The organism is Kitasatospora sp. NPDC059146, assembly GCF_042786665.1.
Lineage (GTDB): Bacteria > Actinomycetota > Actinomycetes > Streptomycetales > Streptomycetaceae > Kitasatospora.
In genome coordinates, this window is the sequence record NZ_JBHZCY010000002.1 from 109,061 (window position 1) to 132,073 (window position 23,013).

Below are 23,013 nucleotides of genomic sequence, written 5' to 3' on the forward strand. Positions count from 1 at the left end.
GAGCATCGCAGAGGTAGCTGAACGGGGTCAACGTGTCACTGAGCGCCATGGATGCGTACTAAAGTGTGCGCGAGATGCGGACGGCGTGCCGAATTGATGCGCGCTCGGCACGATTGGGGGACTGTGGACGACCACGAGCTGCTACCGGGCGAACGGGTGGACGGGCGCTACGAGGTGGTCGAGCCGAAGGGCAAGGGTGGCATGGCCCGGGTGTACCGGGCGATCGACTTGACCGACGGCGGTGCCGTGGCTCTGAAGTTCATGCGCTCGGATCGGGAATACCTCAAGCGGCTCGATCCTGACGAGCGAGGCCGGGAATGGAAGACACTCGTTGCCCGCTTCGAGCGGGAGGTCCACCAGCTCGGCAGGCTGCGTCACCCGGGCATCCCCCGGCTCCTCGGACACGGGGTGCACCGCAGTGAGCGGTACCTCGCGATGGAGTACATCGATGGCCGGACGCTGTACGACATCCTCAAGCAGCGCAGTCCGTTTCCGCTCGCTGCGGCTGCGGCCACAGCGGTTCAGGTGATTGACGCCCTCATGTGCATTCATGCGCTGCCGCTGGTGCACCGGGACATCAAGCCCATGAACATCATGATCGCCCTCTCGGGTCTGGTTTCCGTGGTCGACCTCGGCATCGCCAAACCGCTCGGTGTCGGCGTTCCCCAGCTGACAGTCCATCAGTCCACTCTCGGGAGTCACGGATACAAGTCGCCCGAGCAGTTGCTGGATCGTCAACCCACCGTGGCCAGCGACATCTACAGCCTCTGCTGCGTTCTCTACCTTCTCTTCGAGGGAAAACCCCCGCACGATGGCCAGAGCGAGGGCGCCCTGCGCGATCAGCACCTGTACGAGCAGCCGAAGCCGTTCGGGTCGGCGGTCCCGGCGGATGTGGCTGAAGTCATTCTGAGGGGGCTGGCCAAGGACTATCAGGAGAGGCCTTCGCTCGGCGAGATCCGCGAAGTGATGGCCGGACATCTCCCGGCGCCCGGCGACCCTCCTCCCTCGCCCCGCCTCGAATACGACCCGACCATTCCGTTCCGGCTGTTGGAAAGCGCCGTTCCGGCGACCGGGGCCGGCGACGAGGACGTTGAACCGCAGGCGGACATGCCCTGGGTGGGGCCGGCCGATCTCAGGAAGGCCATGGAGGCGGTCCGGGTGCTGCTGGAAAGTGGGAATCCGGCAGGCGACGAGGTGGTGGAGCGGATCGAGGAACTTGCCAGGCTGGCGGTCCTGGGCCAGGAGCAGTTGGGTCTGCGACGTCTTGTGGTTCGCGATGCGCTCTTCCTGGCGGCCAACGGGCTCAGGGTGGAGGCGGGGGCAGGGAGACACGCGTGCCGTCTGTACGAGGGGATCGCGAGGGACCTCGCGCACGCCGACGGGCCGGAGGAGCGTGCCGCCGCGATCACCGCACGGCTTCGCGCAGCCGAGTGCCGGTTGGATCTCGGTGAGAGCGCGCCGACACTTGCGGTGCTTGGGGAGGCGGCCCGGATCATGTCCGAGCTTCCTGCAGCCTTCCGGGGCGAGCCGGAATGCGCTCGTGGGGAGCTTGAGGAGAAGTACGTCGCGCGGGCGCAGTCCGCCGAGCAGGCGCGGCGGGTGGTTCACGACCTTCGTCAGCAATTCATGTGACGGCCTGTCTAGTCGTGGAATCGCTCAAGTACACCTCGGCTTGAACGGGCCGAGCTGCGACGCCCTGATCACCGCCCTGCGTCGGCTCCGTGACCCGAAGCTGCTCTCGTGCGTACAAGGAATGTCGCCGTCTGTCACACCAGGGCTGCGCGCGGATGCGAGGTCGGGGGTTCTGGCCGGTGCGTCGGTGCGTCCGCGTACTGTGGTGGCGGGCAGAGGGGAGGAAAGCAGTTGCGCAGGGTGCCGCCGGAGATGTTCCGGTTCACGACGGGGGACAAAGCCGAACTCTACGGTGCGATCCTCCGGGCCTTCGGCGCGGCCAACGAACGGTTGGAGACCGCGCTCGGGCTGGACGAGGTCCGCACCCGTCTGCGGACGGTCGGCTGGCTCGACGCGGTCCACGACGACGACCTCCAGGAGGCGCTGAGAAAGCTCAGGGAGTGGCAGCTGCTGGACGTCGTCCAGAACCACGCGGAGAACTACCGCACCGCTGAGGAGTACGAGCGCCGCAACCTCCAGTACTCGCTGACCCGGCGCGGCGAGGCCGCGTTCGCCGGGGTCGAGCACGCCCTGTCCGTACTCGCCTCGACGGGGGCGCTCCAGACCGCGGTGCTGGAGGCGATCGCGGACCGGCTCGACGAACTGTACGTCCTGCTGGGCGACACCGCCTCCTCGGACCGCCGGGTCTTCACCACGCTGCAGGAGCTGGAGGGCCACCTGGAGGCGCTGCTGGCCAACACCAAGGCGTTCAACGGCGAGTTGCAGCGCCTGCTGCGTGCCGAAGGTGCGGACCTGGCGACCTTCCGCGAGGTGAAGGCCGCGACGGTGGCCTACCTCCAGGAGTTCCTCGTCAACCTCGACCAGCGAGGTCAGACGGTGGCCACCGCGGTGGAGCGGGTCCAGCAGCGCGGGCTCAGCCTGCTGCACGAGCGGGCACTGCGGGGCGCCGAGCTGCCGCCGGCCGCCGACGGCGATCCCGCGCCGGCCTGGCTGGAGCGGCGCCGGGCGCGCTGGGAGGGCCTTCGGGCCTGGTTCCGGCCGGCGGACGGGTCACGACCCCGGGTGGAACAGCTGCACGACGTCGCGCGTCGCGCGATCGTGACGCTCCTCCAGGTCCTCGACCGGATCACCGAGTCACGGCGCCGCTCGTCCAGCGCGGTGCAGGACTTCCGGGAACTGGCCCGCTGGTTCGCCGCGGCGCCCGGCGAGGACGACATGCATCGCCTGTGGTCGGCCGCCTTCGGGCTCGGGCCGGCCCGCCACGCCCATCTCGCCCACCCGGACGCGGAGTTGGTGCCGTCATCGGGGACGTGGGCGCAGGCCCCGCCGGTGGAGGTCTCGGCCCTGCTGCGCACCAGTGGTCGCACCGAGCGGTTCACGCGCACCGGCAAGGTGCGCGACACCGGAGGGATCAAGGCGGCCCGGGCCGAGCGGGCCCGGAAGGAGCGAGCCGAACTCGAAGCGGCCTGGGACCTCCTGGGCACCGACGGCCCGGTACGGCTCTCCGGCTTCGGCACGCTGGACCACGCCGTCTTCGAGCGGCTGCTCGACCTCCTCGGCCGGGCGCTGGTCGTCCGGCCGGACGGCAGCGGAGCGCGTCGGGCGGTTACCTCGGACGGCCGCGTCGAGATCGTCCTCCGGCCGTTGCCCGGTGGCGGACGAGCCGTCCTGCGGACGCCTCGGGGGACTCTGGAGGGGCCTGACTACCTGGTGGAGATCCGCAGCCCGGGCAGCGCGCGACAGTCCGCCGGACGGGAGACGGGATGAGCACCCTCGCGAACCAACTGGTCCTGGCCGAGCGGCAGGACGTCGCCCGGGGCATCAGACTGCTGCTCGGTCGGCCGCTGATCACCGAGCGCGGCGACCCGCCGGCCTTCGAGCTGATCCGCCGCCGCCAGGACCCGTTGACGAAGTGGTTCGACTACCACTGCGGCTGGCAGCTGGTGGTGGAGCCGCGCCTGGGGTACGCGCGGTTGTTCAAGATCCGGGCCGTCCCGGACGGCTCGCGCCCCGCCCGCCGATCGCGGTCCGGCAGGGCGCCGTTCGACCGCCGCCGCTATACGTTGCTGTGCGTCGTCGCGGCCGAACTGCTCCCGGTCCCGGTGACGACGGTCGGCCTGCTCGCCGACCGCGTCGTCCAGGCCTGCGCCGCCGACGAGGCGCTGCCGCCCTTCGACACGGCGAGCAGGCCCGAGCGGATGGCCTTCGTGGACGTCCTCAAACTGCTGGAGTCCTACGGCGCGCTCCTCACCGTGGACGGCGTCACCGAGAGCTTCGCCGACTCGGCGCAGGCCAAGGTGCTCTACCGCGTGGACGCCACCGTGCTGATGCGGCTGCTCGCCGCGCCCGTCGGGCCGTCCCGGCTGGCCGTACCGGCGGAGGAGATACCGCTGCGGTACGAGGAACTCCTGCGCGGCACCGTGCGCGAGAGCCGCTACGGTGGTGCCGACGCCTCCGACGCGCAACGCAACCTCCGGCTGCGGCACTCGCTGCTGCGCCGGCTCTTCGACGATCCCGTCCTCCACCACGACGAGCTCTCCGCCGACGAACTGGCCTACCTCACCTCGCCGACCGGCCGCCAGATCGTCCGGCGCGCCGCCGAGCAGGCCGGTTTCGTCCTGGAGGAACGGGCCGACGGACTGCTGCTCGTCGACCCGGACGGGATCGCCACCGACAGTCGCTTCCCGGACGATTCCGCGACGGCCCGAGTGGCCGCCCTGCTCCTGCTGGAACCGCTGACGGCTGCCCCGGGTGGGCTGACACCGGAACAGCTCACGGCCGAGGCGAACGAACTCCTGCGGCGCTTCCCGCAGTGGGCGAAGAGCTACCAGTCGGAGGACGGAGCCCAGCGCCTGACGGCCGACGCGGTTCGCGTCCTGACCGACTTCGGCCTGGCCCGACGGATCGGCGACCGTACCGTCCCCCGCCCCGCGGCGTTCCGGTACCGGACCACCGTTGCCGACTGACCCGCAACCTGAACAGGGAACAACTCCGATGACCGTGACGGAACTTCCGCAGTCCCGCGCCTCCCGGGCGACGGCGGCAGGGGCGCGCTGGCAGCCCGCCAGGGCGGGCATCCTGAATGTCTGGCGCTACTACGACGAGACCTTCACCTTCCACGAGGGCCGACTGCTCCTACGGGGGCAGAACGGCACCGGCAAGTCCAAGGCGCTGGAGGTGCTGCTGCCGTTCCTGCTCGACGCCAGCCTGCGCCCCAACCGGTTGTCCACCTTCGGCGGCTCCGAGCGCACCATGCACTGGAATCTGATGGGCGAGGGCACCTCGGGAAAGACCCGCGTCGGGTACGTGTGGCTGGAGTTCGTCCGCGACGACGGAGCGGACGACGGGGGCGGCACCGCCCGCTTCACCTGCGGCGCCAGACTCCAGGCCAGCGTGCACACCACCAACGTCACCGCCGACTACTTCACCACCGGCGCACGGATCGATCGTCCCGGGGGCCTCGTCCTGGTCAACGACGCGGGCCAGCCGCTCACCCGCGCAGCCCTCGCCGAAGCCCTGCAAGGCCGGGGCGAGCTGCACGGATCACCGACCGACTACCGCACCACGGTCCGCAGCACGCTCTTCCCCGGGCTGAACGAGCAACGCTACGACGCCCTGATCACCGCCCTGCTCCAGCTCCGCACCCCCAAGCTGTCCGAGCGCCTGGATCCGTCGTTGCTGTCCTCCCTGCTCTCCCGAGCCCTGCCCCCGCTGGGCCAGGGCGAGATCACCGAACTGGCCGAGGGCTTCGAACGCCTCGACCGCCAGCGTGAACACCTGAAGACCCTGGACGACGAGGTGGCCGCGGCCACCGCCGTCGCGAACCAGCAACGCGGCTACGCCCAGCGCGTCCTGCGCGCCGGGGCAGCGGCGCTCATCTCGGCGACGACCGAGATGGACAACCTCACCCGCATCGCCCGCGAGAGCGAGGAGGAGCACGCCGAAGCCCTGCGCCGGCGTGACGAGAGCAGGGAGGCGAAGGAGGAGCTCGAACACCGGCGACAGGAGATCGACGGCGCCATCGAGGGGCTGCTCGACTCCGAGGTCTACCGGCAGGGTCTGGAACTCGACCAGCTCCGCCGCAGGGCCGACCAGGCCGCCGGGACGGCCGACCGTCTCCGCGCCGCCGCCGACCGGAAGGCCCGCACAGCCGACGAGGACGCCGAGCGCGCCGACGACGCGCGGCTGCGCTCCGAGCAGTGGACCGAACACACCCGCGCCGCCCGGGAGGACACCCGGGGCGCGGCGCGGCGAGCAGCCATGGAGTCCGTCTGCACCGAGGTGCAGACGGTACTCGACACCCCACCCGGCACGTCCGGGGACACGGGGGAGCAAGGGCGCACCGCACGCCGCCTGCTGCGTGGCGCGGTCGCCTCGCGGCACGGACAGATCACCCGGGTCCGCGCCGCGGTCGAACACCACGAGCGGTCCGTCTCGGACCGGACGACAGCGGAGCACCACCTCGACACGGCGCGCGAGCGCCTGGCCGAGGCGACCGCCCGGCGCGACGGGAACGCCCGCGCCTACGAGTCCGCCGTCGACGCGCACGCCGACCTGCTGCGCCGGTGGGCGACGGCGGACTGCACCGAGCTGCACGTCGACGACGCCGAGGAGCTCGCCTCCCGCGCCGCCGTCGAGACCGACGTCCTCGCGCTGGTCGAGGCCGCTGCCCGCGTGGCGGAGGGCGCCATCACCGCCGAGGAGACGACCGCCCGGGCCGGTCGGGACGACGCCCGCGCCCGGCGCGACCGGTTCGCCGAGGAGCTGGCACGCACCGCGGCCGCGGCCGATCTGCCGCCGGTGCCGCCCCGCACCCGCACCGCCGACCGGTCGGCGCTGCCGGGCGCGCCACTATGGCGCCTGCTCTCGTTCCGGCCGGAGGTGCCGCCCGCCGACCAAGCAGGCATCGAAGCGGCCCTGGAAGCGGCCGGCCTGCTGGACGCCTGGCTGACCCCCGACGGCGGCATCGCCGTCGCGGGCCACGACACTCTGGTGGACCCGGCATCGGCGGTGCCCGCACCCGGCCCCTCGCTGCTCGACGTCCTGGCCCCCGAACCAGACGGTCCGGTGCCGGCCGGCCAGGTGCAGCGACTGCTTGCGGGCATCGCCTACGGCCCTACCCTCCCCGCTCTCCCGGGGGGTCACCCGGCCGCCGTGGCGGCCGACGGCGGCTGGCGGCTGGCGACGGCGGTCGGCTCCTGGGCCAAGGAGGAGTCCGGCCACATCGGAGCCGCGGCCCGGGAACGCGCCAGGCAGCGGCGGATCGCCGACCTCACCGCCGAACTGGCCGAGGCCGACACGACCGTCCAGGGTTTCGAGGCGCAGCTGCGCACCCTCGCCGACCGGCGGACGCGCCTCGGCGCCGACCTCCGCTCCCGGCCGCACCACCGGGAGGTGGACCAGGCCAAGCGCGCCTGGGAGCGGTCCGAGTCCGAGGTGGGCGCTCGCGAGGACGCCGTTCGCGAGGCCGTCGAACGGCTCGCACGGCAGGAGGACGCGGTCGCGGCCGCCCTGCGGGCACTCGCCGTCGCCTCGGCCGAGCACGCCCTGCCGACCGAACGCGCCGCGCTGGACGCGACTGCCACGGCCGTCGACGCGCTGCGGGAACTGGCCGACGTCTGGCTCGACTCCCACCTCGCCTGGGCGGCCGCCCGGCACGCCTGGGACACCGCCCGCAGCCACGCTGAAGCGTCCCGGGGCGCGGCGGCCGAGAGCCTGGACGAAGCCGAGACCGCCGAGGCCACCGCCCGCGGGCTCCGGGCCACGCTCCAGGCCGCCGAGAGCACCGTCGGCGAGGACTACCGCCAAGTGGCCACCCGGATCGGCGACTTCCGCACGGAGCTTGACCGGACCCGCCAGGAGATCGAAGCCGGCACCCGGGCACTCATCGCCCTCGAAGGCCGGATCGGCTCGCTGAGCGCCACCATGGCCCAGGACGCGGCCCGACGCGACGACGCCGTGGCGGCCCGCAACGGCGCCGCCCACGGCTTCCGCCGCCTCTGTGTCCTCGGATTCCCCGACGACGCGGGCCTCGGCCTCACCCTCACCGCCCTGGACGGCACGCGTGCCACCCTCGAAGCGGCGCGCGAGACCGCCGCCACCTGGCCCAACCTGCCGCACGGCGCCAGGAACCTCGGCGACTCCCTCAACCGCCTCTCCGAGGCCGTCCACCGCGCCCGTCAGAGCCTCAGCAGTCGTGCCGACCTCGAACTCGAAGCCGAAGAGGACATCCACGTCCTCACCGCCACCGTCGACGGCATCCGGGTCGGAGCGACCGGCCTCCTCTCCCTCCTCACCGGCGACCGGGACCGCAGCCAGGACGACATCACCACCGCCGAACGCAGTCTCTTCGACCGGACCCTCACCGGCGACACCCGCCGCCACCTCGCCTCCCGCATCCGCCAGGCCGGGGAACTCGTCGAGCGGATGAACGGCCACCTCGAACGGGTCCGCACCGCCTCACGGGTGGCCGTCCGTCTGGTGTGGCAGATCCACCCCGACCTGCCCGCCGGCACCCGGGCGGCCCGCGAACTGTTGCTCAAGGACCCGGCCCGGATCACCGAAGCCGACCGCGAGGCCCTGCACGCCTTCTTCCGGGGCCGCATCGAGGAGGCCAAGTCCCGTAACACGGCGTCCACATGGGAGGAGCAGCTTGCCGACGTCCTCGACTACACGGCCTGGCACCAGTTCGTCGTCAAGCTGGACCGCGCCAACGGCTCCGGTTGGCAACTGCTCACCAAGAAGCTCCACGGCGCGCTCTCGGGCGGCGAGAAGGCCATCGCCCTCCACCTGCCGCTCTTCGCTGCCGTGGCGGCCCACTACGAAGCGGTGCCGGAGTCGCCGCGACTGATCCTGCTCGACGAGGTCTTCGTCGGCGTCGACACCGTCAACCGCGGGCAGGTCTTCGGCCTCCTCGCGGCGCTCGACCTCGACCTGGTGCTCACCTCCGACCACGAGTGGTGCACCTACCGGGAGCTCTCCGGCATCGCCGTCCACCAGCTGATCACCGGCGGTGACGGCGACGATGCCGTCACCAGCGCCCGCTTCACCTGGACGGGCACCGACCTGCTGCCCGACGAGGCCGACGCGGAGGAACCGGCATGACGGTCCGTCACCCTCTCGACCTCCCTGAACTTCGACCTCTCTGGTCGGCCGTCCACGACCGTCTCTCGACCGGCCGCCCTGTCAGCCGGGTGCGATCCGGACCGCTCGGCGACGCAGGCCGGGAGGCGTTGGCCGACCTCCTCGGACTTGACCGGCTTCCCGATGCCGAGCCGACGATTTCCCTCGCCGGACTCGATGGTGCCGTGCTGGACGCCTGCGGCCGGCCGGTCCGGGACGTGGTGACCGCGATCCTCGGCCCGATCCGCGACCGGGCCGCCGAGCGCGACCGCAGGACCGGCCAACGCGACGCGCTGTGGGGGTGGTTGGCCGGCCATGATGTCGTCACCGCCCAGCCCGCCCTCCTGGAATGGGTCGGCCACCTACGCGCCAACGGCCTCGTCGACGGCTCACCCGATCGGACCCGGAGCCTGCTGACCGCCGCTCTGACCGTCCTCGCCGCACTTCCTGCCGACGGCGAGCCACTACCGGTCCTCGCCGCCCGCCTCCTCGACGGTGACTCGCACGCCCTCGACGACGGGACCCGGCTGTCCGGCCTCGTCCTGCGCGCCCTGGCAGTGCTGTACGACGCCGACCTGCCGGACAGCGCCGAGACCCGGCGAGTGCTCTGGAGCCGGGCCGGCGTCGCCGACGATCAGCTCTCCGCAACCGTGCTCGCCGTCGGTCTGCGCTTCGACGGCGAAGGCCCGGTCGCGCGGGTCTCCCGCATCTGCGCCGACGCCGGTCATCCCGTCAGCCTCACCCTCGCCCAACTCCGCACGCCCGGTGACTGCACTGGCCCTGCGGGACCGGTGCACATCACCGAGAACCCCAGCGTGCTCGCCCTGTCCCTGCGCCGCTTCGGTCACCACTGCCCGCCACTGGTCTGCACCTCCGGCTGGCCCAACACCGCCGTGATCCACCTGCTGCGTCGACTCGCCGACGACGGTGCGTCCCTGCGCTACCACGGAGACTTCGACGGCGAGGGCATCCGCATCGCGGCCCACGTCCTCGCCAAGACCGGAGCCGTCCCCTGGCGGATGGCAGCCGCCGACTACCGGGCCGCGGTGTCGCGGGTTCCCCTGGGCCCCGATCCGGGTCGCCTCACGCCCGCTCCATGGGACCGGACGCTCGTCGGCTCCATGGCCGAACTGCGTACCGCAGTGGTCGAAGAGGTGGTAGCCGACCTTCTCCTCGACGATTTGGCAGACCACCGACACGGATAGAATGACAGCCCGTCCGACGGGCTGAGGGGTTCAATCAGCGCTTCGGCCTCGTCCACGTCGACTTCGCGACCCAACGCCGAACCCCGAGGGCGTCGTATGCCTGGTACCGCGACCTCATCGCCGCCCACCGGAGGCGGTCCACCACGTAGGTGGGCCGATTCTTCCCGTCACCTTGCTGTGGCGAAGTGGGGAAGTGGCGAAGTGGCTCCGTGACCGCCGCCCTGACCGGCTGGGCTGACTCGTCCTCCGCCGCCGGCGCGGGTGAGAGGCGGCGGTCGGCCGGAGCGCCGCTGTGCCGGCGCCTACAGCCGGCGGAACACGGAGATCAGGGTTTCGATCTCCTGTGCGGAGAGCTTGTCGGTGAGGTGGCGGCGTACTGCGGTGTCCAGGCCGGGGTGTACGGCGGTGATGGCCGCCCGTCCGGAGTCGGTGAGGGCGACGGTGACGCCGCCGGCGCGTTCGCGGGTGACGAGTCCGCGTTTGCCCATGCGGGTGAGCTGGTGGGAGACGCGCGTGCGGTCCCAGCCGAGTGACGCGGCGAGCTCGCTCTGGCGCAGGCTGCCTCCCGCCTTGTTGAGGTCGGCGAGGATCGTCAGGTCCGGTTCGGACAGGCCCGCCGCCTCGGCGGTGTCCGCGATCACGCGGGCGCGGACGACCTCGTGGGCGCGTTTGAAGGCGCTCCAGAAATCGACGGGCCCGCCCATGGCGTCGGTCGTGGCCTCGTCCGGAGCGGCGGCCTCCGCGTTCGGTGTTGACATATCAACGCGCCTCTTCCTAGTGTTGAGATGTCAACGCTAGCAGTCGGCTGCGCCCTCGGCAGCCCCTGTCGGCCGCGTCCATCCTTCCCGCCCCGCAGGAGGCACCGTGCAAACCCGACCCCTTGGAGCCGGCGGCCCGCAGGTCCCCCCGCTCGCACTGGGCTGCGCCGGCATGTCCGACCACACGGCCCCCGCCGACGAGGCCGACGCCATCGCCACGATCCGCACGGCCCTCGACGCCGGCGTCACCCTCCTCGACACCGCCGATTTCTACGGCATGGGCCACAACGAGGACCTCATCCGCCGTGCCCTGCGTGCCGGCGATCGCGAAAAGGCGCTGCTGAGCGTCAAGTTCGGCGCTCTGCGCGGCCCCGACGGATCCTTCGTCGGCATCGAGGGCCGTCCCGCCCACGTGAAGAACGCGCTCGCCTACTCGCTGCGCCGCCTCGGCGCCGACCACGTCGACATCTACCGCGCCGCCCGCCTCGCCCCCGACACCCCGGTCGAGGACACCATCGGCGCCCTCTCCGAGCTGGTCCAGGCCGGGTACGTGCGGCACATCGGGCTCTCCGAGGTGGGGCCCGAGACCATCCGCCGTGCCCATGCCGTTCACCCGATCTGCGATGTTCAGATCGAATACTCCCTGTTCAGCCGTGGTCCCGAGGCCAACGGCATCCTGGACACCTGCCGCGAGTCGGGGATCGGCGTCACCGCCTACGGGGTCCTCGCGCACGGCCTGCTCACCGGCACGTACCGGCAACCCGCCGGAGGCGACCCGCGCGCCCACTGGCTGCCCCGATTCCACCCCGACAACCTTGCCGCGAATCTCACCCTCGTCGAACGGTTGCGGCCTCTCGCCGACGCGCGCGGCATCAGCGTCGCGCAACTCGCCACCGCCTGGGTCATCGCCCGGAGCCGCGAGCGCGGCACCGTCGTGGCCGTCCTGGGCGCCCGGCGACCCCACCGCGTCGCGGAGGCCCTGGCCGCAGCCGACGTCGCCCTGACCGACGCGGACCTCCGCGCGATCGACGAGGCCGTCCCAGCCGATGCGGTGGCCGGAACCCGCTACGCCGCGCCCCTCATGGCGCTGCTGGACTCCGAACGCGGCCCGGATCCGTCGGCAAGCGCACGGAACTGACCGCCGACGGCCGACCGGACTCCCGTGCCCACCGGGCGCGGATCTCCGCCCCATCCACCCACAGAACAGGCTGCGCATCGTGAACACCTCTGCGTCACCGCTCACCGAGCTGGTCCGGTCCGAGAAGCCGATCGGAGTAGGGATCATCGGCCTCGGGGCGCACGGCAGTTGGGCCGAACGCTCCCACCTGCCGGCGCTGCGGGCCGTCCCGGGGTACGAGTTGAAGGCCCTGAGTACGAGTTCGAAGCAGTCGGCGGAGCGTTCCGGACAGAAGCACGGCGTCTCCCGAACCTTCGGGACGGCGGCCGAACTGGTCGCCTGCGAGGAGGTGGACCTCGTGGTCGTGGCGGTGAAGGTGCCGCACCACCGGGAACTGGTGCGGACGGCGCTGAGCGCGGGCAAGAGCGTGCTGTGCGAGTGGCCCTTGGGCAACGGGCTCGCGGAGGCCGAGGAGATGGCGCGGGAAGCGCGCAGCCGCGCTGTGCCGACCGTCGTCGGACTCCAGGCGCGGTCGCATCCGGCCCTCGCGTACGCACGGGATCTGGTGGCCGACGGCTACGTGGGGGAGGTGCTGTCGACGACGGTCGTCGGCTCCGGCGGTGCCTGGGGCGCCACCGTCGGCCCCGGCGATCAGTACGTGCTCGACGCCGCCAACGGCGCAACACTGCTGACCATTCCTTTCGGCCACACCCTCGACGGACTCGCGTCCGTCCTGGGGGAGCCCGAGGGGCTGCGGATCCGACTGGCGTCGCGGCGTACGTCGGCCATGGACACCGAGAGCGGACAGCCCGTGCCCATGACCGCCGCTGACCAGGTGGTGGCCTCGGGACGGCTGCCGGGCGGCGCGGTGGTCACCTTCCACTACCGCGGAGGCATGTCCCGGGGCACCAACTTCCGCTGGGAGATCAACGGCACCGAGGGCGACCTCGTCCTCACCGCCCCGGTCGGCCATCCCCAGCTCAGCCCGGTCGCCCTCGAAGGCGGCCGCGGAACCTCCCCCGGACTCGCTCCCCTGCCGGTGCCGGAGTCGTACGTTCGCGTCCCGCACCTCGATCCCCGAGCCGACGCGCCGCTCTACGCGGTCGCTCACGCCTACCAGAAGTTCCTGGACGACCTGCGCGAGGGTACGTCGGCGGTACCCGATTTCGCGCACGGCGCCGCCCGGCACCGCAGCATCGAATCCGCCGTGACGACAGACCGACCTGACGTGCCGACCTCACGTGCGCCCGCGGTCCGCTGTGGTGACCACCGCTGTGGCGACTACCCGACCGCCGCCGGGGAGCGGGGTGCTTCGGCGGCGGTGTGCGGCTGGTAGAAGTCGGTGTGTCCTTCGACGTGGAGGTGGGGCAGGCGGCGGTCCAGCCAGCCGGGCAGCCACCAGTTGCCGCGGCCGAGCAGGTGCATCACGGCCGGTACCAGCAGCAGTCGGACCAGCGTGGCGTCGATCAGGATGGCCGACCCCATGCCGACGCCGATGACCTTGATCGGCAGGTCGGGCGCCGGGACGAAGGCCGCGAACACGGCGACCATGATGGCCGCCGCCGCGGTGATCACCCGCGCGGTGCCCGCCAGTCCGCTGACGATGGACTCCGCGTTGTCGTCGGTGCGCAGCCAGGCCTCACGCATCCGGCTCACCAGGAAGACCTCGTAGTCCATCGAGAGGCCGAACAGGACGGCGAAGGTCAGCACCGGGACGAAGGCCGGCAGCGGGGTGGGGCTGTCGATGCCGATCAACCGGCCGGCGGTGCCGCCTTCGAGGACGAGGGCGACCACGCCGTACGCGGCGCCGACGGAGAGCAGGTTCATCACCGCGGCCTTGAGGGCCACGGCGAGGCTGCGGAAGGCGACCAGGAGCAGGAGCATCGACACCGTGACCACGCCGCCGACGAGCAGCGGGATGCGGCCGGCGATGTTGTCGGTGCTGTCGATCGCGGCGGCGGTCGCCCCGCCGACGTGCACCCGGACGCCGGGGCCGACCGCGGCCGGGATGACGTGATCGCGGAGGTCGCGGACCAGGGTCTTGGTGGCGCCGGACTGCGGACCGCTGTCCGGGACGACGGTGAGCAGCAGCGAGCGGCCGTCGGCGCCGGGCACCGGCGGGCTCACGGCCGTGACGCCGGGCACCGCCTTCAGCGCGGCGGGCAGCGAGGCCGTCGCGTCGGCGGGGGTGCCCGGCGCCGACTCGGCGACCAGGACCAGCGGTCCGTTGCTGCCCGGTCCGAATCCGGCGGCCACCGTGTCGTACGCCAGCCGGTTCGAGCGCCCGGCGGGGTCGTTGCCCGCGTCGGGGAAGCCGAAGCGCACGCCGAGGAACGGCGCCGCGAGCGCCAGCAGCACGACGACCCCGGTGACGGCGCCGAGGACGCGGTGACGTTCGACGAGCCTGCTCCAGCGCAGCCAGCCGGCGCCCACCGGGCTCCCGCCCCGGGCGGCGCGGCGCCGGGGCACGGGCAGCCGGAGGCGCTCGACGTGGCGGCCGAGGTAGCCGAGCAGGGCGGGGAAGAGGGTGGCGGACGCGGCGATCACGACGAGCACGGAGAGGATCGCCGAGACCGCGGCGCCGCGCATGAACGACAGGCCCATCGCGAACAGCCCGAGCATGCTGACCACCACGGTCATCCCGGCGACCACGACCGCGCGGCCCGCGGTGTCCAGCGCGGCGACCGTGGCGGCCTCGGGGTCGAGTCCCTCGGCGCGCCACTCGCGGAACCGGGTGACCAGCAGCAGCGCGTAGTCGATGCCGACGCCGATCCCCAGCATCGCGGCGAGCGAGGTCGACCAGTCCGGGACCGGCATGATCGCGGCGAGGACCGGCAGCAGGGCGCTGCTGACCGCGAGCCCGCCGAGCGCGGTGAGCATCGGCAGGCCGGCGGCCACGACCGAGCCGAAGGTGATCACCAGGATCACGGCGGCGGCCGCGATGCCGATGGCCTCCGAGCCGATCGCGCCCTGCTCGGCCTGCTGGACCGTCATGCCGCCGAGGTGGACGCGCACGCCGCCGTCGACGGAGCGGGCGAGGTCGAGCAGCCGCTGGGTGTCCGCCTTCGGCATGTCGGGGGCGACGGCGACGTCCAGGCGGATCTGCCCGAGGGCGGTGCGGCCGTCGGCCGACACCCTGCCGCGCGGGCCGTACGGGTCGTCGATGCCGTTGACGTGCGGCACCTGGGCCATCCGGGCGAGCAGGTCCTTGACCCGGTCGCGGGTGGCGGCGTCGGTCACGCTGCCGTCGGTGGTCAGTACCAGGCTGATCGACTCACCGCCCAGCCCGGGGAAGTCCCGTGCCAGCAGCTGCTGGGCCTGCTGGGAGTCCGAGCCGGGCGCGGTGTAGTCCGCGCTGTACTTGCCGCCGAGGCCGGCCGAGAGGCCGAAGGCCGCGCCGGCGGCGAGCAGCCAGAGCAGCACCGTGCGGCCCCGGTTGCGGAAGCTCCAACCGGCTATTCGGCCGAGCGGGCCGGGCCTGTGCGGCCCGTTCCCCCCGGCGGCCGTCCGCCGGTCCTCGCGCGGTCCCTGGGACATAGTGGTCCTCCGTGCGTCGTCAGGGGCGCGGCCCCCGGCAGAGCGTTACGCTTCATAACGGGTCTTATGAAGCGTAACGTTTCCTTCGACGGGTACGGATTGTCAATGCGGTGACCGGTGCAGCGAGCCGATGGAGATGTGATGACGGGTGGGGCGACCGAGGAGGGCGGGGGGCGGAGCCGCCGTGAGCGGCTGCGCGCCGACACCGTGGAGGAGATCAAGCACACGGCCCTGGGCCTGATCGTCGAGCGCGGCGCGGCGAACCTCCGCTTCACCGACATCGCCCGCGTCATGGGGATGACCCCGCCCGCGCTGTACCGCTACTTCGCCGACCGGGACGAGCTGCTCACCGCCCTGGTCGCCGACTCGTACGACAGCCTGTCGGACGCGTTGGCGGCGACCGGCGGGACCGTGCCGCCGGACGACCTGGACGGACGCTTCGTGGCCACCTGCACCGGCTACCGCACCTGGGCGCAGCGGAATCCGGAGCGCTTCGCCCTCATCTTCGGCTCCCCCGTGCCCGGGTACGCGGCCCCGCCGGACGGGCCGACCGTGGTGGCCGCCCGGCGGGCGATGGAGCACATGGCCGAACTCGTCGCCGACACGGCCGAGCGCGGCCGGCTCGGCAGCCCACTGGTGCCGGACGCGGGGGAGGCCCTGATGCTGGCCTGGGCCACCGTGCACGGCTTCGTCGCCCTGGAGGCGCACGGCCACTTCCACGCGCTCGACCAGGACGCGCGGGACCGCCTCTTCGCGGTCCAGGCGGGCGTCGCCGCGCGCACCGCGGGCCTGTCGCCGGCCGCGGACCGGTGGTGACCAGGGCCCGCGCGGCGGACGGTCACAGCCGCCGCTGACGTATCGCCACCCGTCCGACGGGTGTCCCGGTCGATCCTCGGTGGGCCCCGGCGGCGGCGGGCACCGCGCGTGGCGCGGCCGAACGGGCGAATCCCACCCGCTGACGGGCGGTGACCGAACGTACGGCTCGACACCGGCCGGCCACGGAGTGTAGCCATACAGTGCTTCGGCCGGTGTGGTGCACGTGGGGCGGGAGAGGGACCGGTGGCCCGTGCGGTCGGGACGGGGCGCCGGGCAGGATGGAGTGCGGCAGGGAGGTGGGCGGATGAGAGGGCTCAGCGTCGGCGGTGCCGGGGTTGCCACGGCCCTCGCGGCCGCCGGGACCATGCTGGTGTGCGTGGCGGCCTGGTCGCTCCTCGCGCTGACCCACCCCGGGGTCGGGGGCGTCAGCGACCAGTACCTCTACAACGGCGTCTGGGTGGCGGTCGGCCTGGCGTTCACGCTCGCCGGCCTGTTCCTGGTGGTGAACCGGAACGGCCAGGCCCTGGGGGCGCTGCTGCTGTTCGCCGGTCTGCTGCAGTCCTTGCGCATGGTGACGCTGCTGGCGGCCGCGTTGGCCGGAGCCGGACCGACGGCCGTCACGGTGGTCGCGGGGGTGATGCTGGCCGCCGACATCGCCAACGCCTCCGTGGTGATCGGCTTCCCGCTCTGGCTTCCCGACGGCAGGTTGCTCGGCGGGGCCTGGCGCGGCATCACCGCCTCGGTGGCCGCCTGGAGCGCCCTGCTCGCCTTCGGCAACACCGCACAGGTGCCCGCGTGGTACGGCCTGCCCAACCCGCTCCACCACACCGCGCTGTTCGCCTGGCTGGACGGGTGGCTCAGCCCGTACGCCGTCAGGGAGTTCGCCGCGACCCTGGTGTTCACCCTGACGGTGGCCGCGGTCCGCTGCTGGCGCCTGCCCGGACCGCACCCGTACCTGCGGGCGGTGATCGCCGCCTACCTGCTCTGGTGCGTGCTGGCCGTCGTCCCGCACTTCGTCGGCGAGTGGCTGCCCTACGCGGTCGTCGTGGCCGGTGAGGCCGCCTGGATGCTGGTGCCGATGGCCGCCTTCCGCCGTGACCGCCAACTCTCGCTGGACCGGGCCACCCGGCGCTACCTGGCGGCGTTCGCGTTCTGCGCGCTGCTGTTCGTCGGCGCCCTGCTCACCGCCTGCCTGACGTACCGCCTGCTGCCCACCGCCGGGCCCGGCGCGCGTTGGTGGCAGGTGGTGGCGGCCGGGGCCGTGGGTGCGCTGCTGCGGCCCACCGCCCGGGCGGTGGGCCGCGCCGTGGACCGGTACTACTACGGCGAGCGGGCCCACCCGTACCAGCTGGTCCGGCAGCTGGCGGAGCGGATGAGCCATGCCGTCGACCCGGCGGACGCGCCGCCGCTGCTCTGCCGGACGGTGGTGCAGGCCCTCGGGCTGCCGGCCGCCGTGGTCCGGGTGCGGACCCGGAGCGGGCCGCGGGAGCTGGCCCGGCTCGGGACGGTCGAGCCGCCCGGCGTCCGCTTCCCCCTCACCTACGAGGGCGCCGAGATCGGCGAGCTGCTGGTGCCGCCCCGCCTCGGGCAGTCCGAGCTGGACCGGCAGGACCGCGAGGTGCTGGGCCTCCTCGCGGACCAGGCATCGCCCGCGATCGCTTCGCTCGGCCTGTCCGAGGACCTCCGGGCCAGCCGGGAGCAGCTCGTCCTGGCCCGCGAGGAGGAGCGCCGCCGTCTGCGCCACGACCTCCACGACGGCCTCGGTCCCGCCCTCTCCGGCCTGCGCCTGCGCATCGACGCCGCCGGCACCGACCTGCCCGACGGCTCCGGGGCCGCCGCCTCGCTCACCGCGGCCTCCGCGGGCATCGGCCAGGCGATCACCGAACTCCGGCGGATCACCGGCGGCCTGACGCCCGGCCCCCTCGACAGCAAGGGCCTGGCCGACGCGCTCCGCCGACTTGCCGACACCCTCGGCAGCCAGGCCCTCCGGATCACCCTCGACCTGCGACCCGACCCGCTGCCCGCGCTCTCCGCCGCCGTCGAGGTCGCCGTCTACCGGATCAGTGGTGAGGCCCTGAACAACGTGGTCCGGCACTCGGGTGCCACCGCCGCCAGGCTCAGCCTCCGCGCCCTCTCCGACCGCGTCACCGTCGAGGTCGCCGACAACGGCGCGGGCTTCGCCGACCGCGACTCCACGTCCGGCGTGGGCCTCCGCTCCATGGCCGAACGCGCCGAAGAGCTCGGCGGCACCTTCACCGCCGGCAACGCCCCCGCCGGTGCCGTCGTCCGCGCCGTCCTCCCCCGCGGCCGCGCCGACTGATCCGGGAGGTGGTCGTCGGGAGGTGGTCGGCGGGCGGCGGGAGTGGCCGGCGGGAGTGGGTGGTGGGCTGGGTAGGGTGCCGGGCATGAGCCGGAACGTGAGTGGTGCCGCGGGTGTCGGAGACCTGGTGATCGTCGGGGCGGCGGCGGTGGGTGGGGAGTTCGCGGGGGCGGCGCAGGCGATCTTGGCGGAGTTGGTGCTGGGGGGCGCCGCGTTGGGGTGGGTGGAGCCGCCGTCGCTGGAGGAGGTGGCGGCGCTGGTGGAGGAGGTGGTGGCGCGGTCGCGGGCCGGGGACGGGGCGTTGCGGGTGGCGTACCTGGGCGGGCGCCCGGTCGGCTTCGGCTACTGGCTGCGCCACCGGCGGCCGACGCACCGTCCGCACGCGGAGCTGGAGAAGCTCGCGGTGGCCGCCGACGCCCAGGGGCGGGGCATCGGGCGGGCGCTGACCACGGCGTTGATCGCGGACGCGAGGGCCGCGGGCATCGAGGTGCTCACCCTCGACGCCCGCGGCGACAACGCCGACGCGCTGCACCTGTACTACTCGCTCGGCTTCACCGAGTACGGGCGGCTCCCGGACTACGTGGCCGTCGGGGAGCGCCGGTACGACAAGGTGTTCGCGATGGTGGACCTGCGCCGGGCCCACCCCCGGACCTGAACCGGCCCGGGGGTGGGCCCGGGGGTGAGCCCGGCGCAGGCCGGCGTCACGCGGTGGGCTGCCGCCGGTCGACCACCGCCCGGAGCTTGCCGCTGGTGGGCGTCCGTTCGAAGGCGGCGGAGGGGGCGGTCTCGACCGTGACGTCGAGCAGGGCCTCCGCGACGGCCGAGCCCAACTCCGGGACGGCGGCCAGGAACGCGGCGCGGGCGGTGGCCGCGGGCGGGGCGTAGCGCTCGTCGAGGCGGACGGTGACGTGCTCGCGCTCCGCGCCGGTGTCCAGGACCAGCTGGAGTTCGCCCTGGTAGCCGAACTCCTCCTGCGCCACCGCGCCGAGGCGCCGGACGTTGAGGAAGTACGTGCCGACCCGGACGACGTCCCCGTAGCGGCCGAGGAGTTCGATGCGGGGGGTGTGGCTGCCGCAGGGGCAGACGCCCTCGACGGCGCGGCCGAGGTCGCCGATCTGGTACCGCTCCAGGCGCTGCCCGGCCCGGGTGCGGCTGGTGAAGACCAGGCGGCCCGGCTGCCCGGCGGGCGCCGGGGTGTCGGCCTCAGGGGCCAGGATCTCCAGGGTGTGCAGGTCGGTCAGGACGTGGTGGACCGAACCCTCCGAGTGGGTGCACTGGTAGCCGAGCGGCCCCAGGTCGGTACTGCCGTACGCCGCCGAGCGGATCACCTCGACGCCGAACTCCTCGGTGAGCACACGGCGTTGCTCCGCCGTGAAGTGCTCGCCGCCGTAGAACACCTTGCGGATCCCGCCGTACGCGCGCAGCGCGGTGGCCTGGTCGTGGAACAGCTGCCAGAGGTACGAGGGCATGCCGAACACGGTGTCCGCCCGGTGCGTCACCAGGGCCTCGGCGGTGGCGGCGTGGTCGGGGCCGGCGGCGATCGGGAGCTGGGTGGCGTTGAGGCGCTCCAGGATCGAGAAGAAGCTGATGAAGCTCCCGTACATGCCGCCGCAGTAGAACAGGTTGGCGGCGCGGTCCCGGGCCGGGTCGAACCCGGCGGCGAGCAGGCCGTCGGCGGAGGCCCGCATCTGGGTGTCGTAGTCGGCGTTGGTGAACACCGACAGGGCCGGGGCCCCGGTGCTGCCGCCGCTGCGGAAGTGGAGGTGGGCGTGCTCGGGAGCGAGGGCGCCCAACTGCTCCTGCACCCCGGCCTTGTCCAGCAGCGGGCCGCTCGGTGCGGCGGGGACGAAGGCGGGGGCCGCCAGGTCGTCCAGGCAGGCGGTGGTGGCGAAGGCCTCGTCGGCCCGGACGCTGACCCGGCGGCTGTAGCGCTGGAGCGCGTACACGCCGTCGTGGGGCTCGCCGTGGTAGCCGTCGAGCATCCCGCCGACCGGGGTGACCCGCAGCACGCCGGCGGCGAGCACCGCCTGCGACAGCCGGGCGACGTCGGCCCGGCTGCCGCCGATCGCGGCGGTCTGCAGGTAGCGGCGCATCGGGCGCAGCACCGTCATGGCGGAGCCGCGGGGCAGCGGCTTGACCCAGACGCTGCGGTGGAGCGGCGAGGCGGCCAGGGCGGGGCGGGTGTCGGCGAGGACGCGCCAGGACCCGTCCTCGGCGGCCAGGACCCGGGTCAGGCCGAGGTGTTCCTCCAGGCGGGCGATGAGTTCGGTGGTGGTGACCTCGGCGTGCTCGGCCGGTTCGAGTGCGGGCCGGGGGAGGCGGGCGGAGGCCTCGGCGAGGTGGGCGGCGAAGCGCTCGGCGAAGGCGAAGACCTCGGTGGCGGCGGTGGTGCCCTCGGTGCCCTCGGTGCCCTCGGTGTCGAGGTAGATCACCTGGGGGCTGGAGCAGGCCTGCTGTTCGAAGCGGCAGACGTCGGCGGCCAGCGCGTCCAGGGTCCGCGGGTCCGACCAGGCGTCACGGGTCAGGTAGGCGAAGGAGATCCGGTGGCCCCACTCGACCAGGCGGCAGCCGGCCGGGACCAGTTCGGCGACCGAGCGGACGGCGTCCTCGCCGCCCCACACCGCCACCGCGTCGGCGGGCTCGCACAGCAGGCGCAGCCACTCGGTGCGGGAGGAGGGGAAGCGCAGTGCGACGATCCGGCGGGCCAGCGCGCCGGTCGGGTCGGCGGCGGCCAGCTCGGCGAGCAGGAGCTGGGGGAGCAGCGTGTCGTTGCTGCTGGTCTTGAGCACGTTGAGGTTGCCGGTGAGCAGGCCCTCGATCACGCTCAGCGGGGCCACGGCGGCGGCGTTGCCGGGGGCGATGTGGACCAGGAGCCCGACCGGCGCCCACGCCTCGAAGGTGGTCTCCCGGGCGTCGGGCCGGGTGAGCCGCTCGGGGCGCAGTCCGCCGAGTTCGCGCCGGAGCTTGAGTTCCAGGGCCGGGCGGGCGATCGCGCCGGTGATCTCGGCGAGCGTCGCGGCCGCTTCGTCCGGGTCGACACCGTCGCCGCCGGTGACGAGTTCGGCGAGGAGGCGGGTGCGGACCGCGCTGCCCGGCGTGGCGAGGGCGTCGGCGAGGCGTTGGCAGGCGCTCAACACCATTTCGGTGGGCAGGGGTTCGGCGAGGACGCGGGCGGCGAGCGCCGGGAGCTCGGCGAGCCGGCGGGCGGCCTCGGCGTCGTCGATGAACGAGCCCTGCCAGAAGTGGGGCCCGGTGCCGACGAGTTCACCCATCGCGGGCGCAACGGTCGCGGGCTCGGTGGCCACGGGCTCGGTGGTCATGGGTTCGGTGGTCACGACATCCCCTTCAGGAGTTCGGCGGCGGCCGCCGCGCAGTTGCGGTTCCGGCTGACCCCGGCGCGGCCGTGGATGGTGAACCACGGGGTGGGCAGCGGGCAGGGGCACTCCTGCCCGGGGTGCAGCGAGGCGAGGTCGCCCATGACGACGCTCTGCGCCGGCACCGAGGTGATGTACGGGGAGACGAGGTGGAGGAACCCGCGTTCGCCGTACGGCAGCGGTTCCAGGGTGCGGGTGTCGCGCACCGCCGCCCGCGACCAGACCGGGACGTGCAGGCGGTGGTGCCCGCACTCGATGTACGGCACGCAGTGCTCGACCGAGCCGAAGGTGTCGCGGATGCGGTCCGAGGGGATGCCCAGCTGCTCCGTCACTCCGGCGTAGAACTGCTCCTTGCCGATCTGCCGGTCGGTGTGCCCCTTCCAGCCGCCGCCGAGCAGGACCAGGGAACCGGCCGGGAGTCGCAGCGGCGGGAGGCCGAGGGCGCGCATGCGCTCCAGGGTGAAGTGGAGGAAGGACGGGAAGCCCAGGATCCGTACCGGCAGGCCCTCCTCGGCGTAGCGCTGCAGGGCCTCGATGCAGCCGTGGACGTCGAACTCGTGGCCGCTGCCGGTGTGCCGCAGCGCGTGGGTGGTGTGGTTCGCCGGGGCGAAGTCGCAGAGGTAGTTGTCCGTGAACGAGGTGCCGAGTTTCAGCTGCGGGGCCGGCTCGTAGCTGTACAGCAGGTAGTTGACGGGCTGGTCGGGCGTGATCCAGCCGTAGTGGTCGAAGATGCGGGCCACCATGCGCTGCGCGGAGCGGATCGTCCAGCTGTCGAAGAACATCTGCGACTTCTGGCCGGTGGTGCCGGAGGAGGTGAGGTGGAGGAACACGTCCTCGCGGGGGATGGAGAGCACCTCGTGGCGCTTGAAGAAGTTGGCGTGCACCAGGGGCGTGCGGATCCCCTCGCCGACGGTCGGCGCCGGGCTCTCCACCGGGCCGTCCAGCAGGGACCGGAGGAACGGCGAGCGCTGTGCGTGCCAGGCGTGGGACTCGGCCATCGCGGCGGCGAACAGGGCGTCGGTCTCCGGCCCGGCCGCGTACGGGGCGGCGAGGTCGCAGAGCTGCTGGACGTGCGTGAGCGCGGCCGGGTCGGGGACGGTGACCGGCGCGAGATGGGTGTTCACGGGTCGGT

14 protein-coding genes and 1 pseudogene are annotated in these 23,013 nt (G+C 73.3%); 11 read left to right on the plus strand and 4 right to left on the minus strand.

Features of this window, described 5'->3' with window-relative positions; translation table 11 throughout:
- The first annotated feature begins 123 nt into the window (after positions 1 to 123).
- The 6 genes and pseudogenes from ACFXPX_RS01425 to ACFXPX_RS01450 form a co-directional block, all read left to right on the plus strand.
- Positions 124 to 1,632 (plus strand): protein kinase, encoded by a 1,509-nt coding sequence (locus ACFXPX_RS01425; RefSeq protein WP_380639075.1) that lies wholly within the window; start codon positions 124 to 126, stop codon positions 1,630 to 1,632.
- Between the two features lie 231 nt (positions 1,633 to 1,863).
- A complete protein-coding gene (locus tag ACFXPX_RS01430) occupies positions 1,864 to 3,399 on the plus strand; it encodes a TIGR02677 family protein (protein ID WP_380639077.1) in 1,536 nt (511 codons plus the stop codon).
- The gene (locus ACFXPX_RS01435; RefSeq protein WP_380639079.1) at positions 3,396 to 4,598 is read left to right on the plus strand and encodes a TIGR02678 family protein; all 1,203 of its coding nucleotides are present in this window, start codon (positions 3,396 to 3,398) and stop codon (positions 4,596 to 4,598) included. The genes ACFXPX_RS01430 and ACFXPX_RS01435 overlap by 4 nt, the downstream gene beginning before the upstream one ends.
- A 28-nt stretch (positions 4,599 to 4,626) precedes the next feature.
- Complete coding sequence (locus tag ACFXPX_RS01440) at positions 4,627 to 8,736, plus strand: TIGR02680 family protein (protein WP_380639081.1); 4,110 nt, start codon at positions 4,627 to 4,629, stop codon at positions 8,734 to 8,736.
- Positions 8,733 to 9,959 carry a TIGR02679 family protein gene (locus ACFXPX_RS01445; protein WP_380639083.1) on the plus strand — a complete coding sequence of 409 codons (1,227 nt, stop codon included), beginning with the start codon at positions 8,733 to 8,735 and terminating at the stop codon, positions 9,957 to 9,959. Before ACFXPX_RS01440 ends, ACFXPX_RS01445 begins: the two co-directional genes overlap by 4 nt.
- Positions 9,960 to 9,979: 20 nt before the next feature.
- Positions 9,980 to 10,108 (plus strand): annotated as a pseudogene (locus tag ACFXPX_RS01450) (family 1 glycosylhydrolase); the annotation flags it as partial.
- Positions 10,109 to 10,261: 153 nt separating this feature from the next.
- Here ACFXPX_RS01450 and ACFXPX_RS01455 read toward each other — a convergent pair.
- Positions 10,262 to 10,717 carry a MarR family winged helix-turn-helix transcriptional regulator gene (locus tag ACFXPX_RS01455; protein WP_380531114.1) on the minus strand — a complete coding sequence of 152 codons (456 nt, stop codon included), beginning with the start codon at positions 10,715 to 10,717 and terminating at the stop codon, positions 10,262 to 10,264.
- Positions 10,718 to 10,823: 106 nt separating this feature from the next.
- Between ACFXPX_RS01455 and ACFXPX_RS01460 the strand changes: the two genes are divergently transcribed.
- Both ACFXPX_RS01460 and ACFXPX_RS01465 read left to right on the plus strand, forming a co-directional pair.
- The gene (locus ACFXPX_RS01460; protein ID WP_380587221.1) at positions 10,824 to 11,855 is read left to right on the plus strand and encodes an aldo/keto reductase; all 1,032 of its coding nucleotides are present in this window, start codon (positions 10,824 to 10,826) and stop codon (positions 11,853 to 11,855) included.
- A 79-nt stretch (positions 11,856 to 11,934) separates the two neighbouring features.
- Complete coding sequence (locus ACFXPX_RS01465) at positions 11,935 to 13,170, plus strand: Gfo/Idh/MocA family protein (RefSeq protein ID WP_380639085.1); 1,236 nt, start codon at positions 11,935 to 11,937, stop codon at positions 13,168 to 13,170.
- On the opposite strand, the gene ACFXPX_RS01470 is transcribed toward ACFXPX_RS01465, so the two are convergent.
- The gene (locus ACFXPX_RS01470) at positions 13,116 to 15,371 is read right to left on the minus strand and encodes an MMPL family transporter (protein WP_380639087.1); all 2,256 of its coding nucleotides are present in this window, start codon (positions 15,369 to 15,371) and stop codon (positions 13,116 to 13,118) included. The genes ACFXPX_RS01465 and ACFXPX_RS01470 overlap by 55 nt on opposite strands.
- A gap of 141 nt (positions 15,372 to 15,512) precedes the next feature.
- Here ACFXPX_RS01470 and ACFXPX_RS01475 point away from each other — a divergent pair, with 141 nt between their 5' ends.
- The 3 genes from ACFXPX_RS01475 to ACFXPX_RS01485 all read left to right on the plus strand — a co-directional run bounded on the left by ACFXPX_RS01475 (position 15,513) and on the right by ACFXPX_RS01485 (position 19,162).
- Positions 15,513 to 16,187, plus strand: coding sequence for a TetR/AcrR family transcriptional regulator (locus ACFXPX_RS01475; RefSeq protein WP_380531126.1), 675 nt, complete (start codon positions 15,513 to 15,515; stop codon positions 16,185 to 16,187).
- A 304-nt stretch (positions 16,188 to 16,491) separates the two neighbouring features.
- Positions 16,492 to 18,507, plus strand: coding sequence for a sensor histidine kinase (locus tag ACFXPX_RS01480; protein ID WP_380639089.1), 2,016 nt, complete (start codon positions 16,492 to 16,494; stop codon positions 18,505 to 18,507).
- 85 nt (positions 18,508 to 18,592) lie between these two features.
- On the plus strand, positions 18,593 to 19,162 hold the full coding sequence (locus ACFXPX_RS01485; protein WP_380639091.1) for a GNAT family N-acetyltransferase: 570 nt from the start codon (positions 18,593 to 18,595) through the stop codon (positions 19,160 to 19,162).
- Positions 19,163 to 19,208: 46 nt separating this feature from the next.
- Here ACFXPX_RS01485 and ACFXPX_RS01490 read toward each other — a convergent pair whose 3' ends face one another.
- On the minus strand, positions 19,209 to 21,842 hold the full coding sequence (locus ACFXPX_RS01490; RefSeq protein WP_380639093.1) for an acyl-CoA reductase: 2,634 nt from the start codon (positions 21,840 to 21,842) through the stop codon (positions 19,209 to 19,211).
- A complete protein-coding gene (locus ACFXPX_RS01495; protein WP_380639137.1) occupies positions 21,839 to 23,005 on the minus strand; it encodes an acyl-protein synthase in 1,167 nt (388 codons plus the stop codon). The genes ACFXPX_RS01490 and ACFXPX_RS01495 overlap by 4 nt, the downstream gene beginning before the upstream one ends.
- Between the last annotated feature and the right edge of the window lie 8 nt (positions 23,006 to 23,013).

Coding starts and splice junctions, on each gene's coding strand:
- ACFXPX_RS01435 (WP_380639079.1), top strand. CDS start 3,396: ATGAGCACCCTCGCGAACCAACTGGTCCTGGCCGAGCGGCAGGACGTC.
- ACFXPX_RS01440 (WP_380639081.1), top strand. CDS start 4,627: ATGACCGTGACGGAACTTCCGCAGTCCCGCGCCTCCCGGGCGACGGCG.
- ACFXPX_RS01445 (WP_380639083.1), top strand. CDS start 8,733: ATGACGGTCCGTCACCCTCTCGACCTCCCTGAACTTCGACCTCTCTGG.
- ACFXPX_RS01455 (WP_380531114.1), bottom strand. CDS start 10,717: ATGTCAACACCGAACGCGGAGGCCGCCGCTCCGGACGAGGCCACGACC.
- ACFXPX_RS01470 (WP_380639087.1), bottom strand. CDS start 15,371: ATGTCCCAGGGACCGCGCGAGGACCGGCGGACGGCCGCCGGGGGGAAC.
- ACFXPX_RS01475 (WP_380531126.1), top strand. CDS start 15,513: ATGACGGGTGGGGCGACCGAGGAGGGCGGGGGGCGGAGCCGCCGTGAG.
- ACFXPX_RS01480 (WP_380639089.1), top strand. CDS start 16,492: ATGAGAGGGCTCAGCGTCGGCGGTGCCGGGGTTGCCACGGCCCTCGCG.
- ACFXPX_RS01485 (WP_380639091.1), top strand. CDS start 18,593: ATGAGCCGGAACGTGAGTGGTGCCGCGGGTGTCGGAGACCTGGTGATC.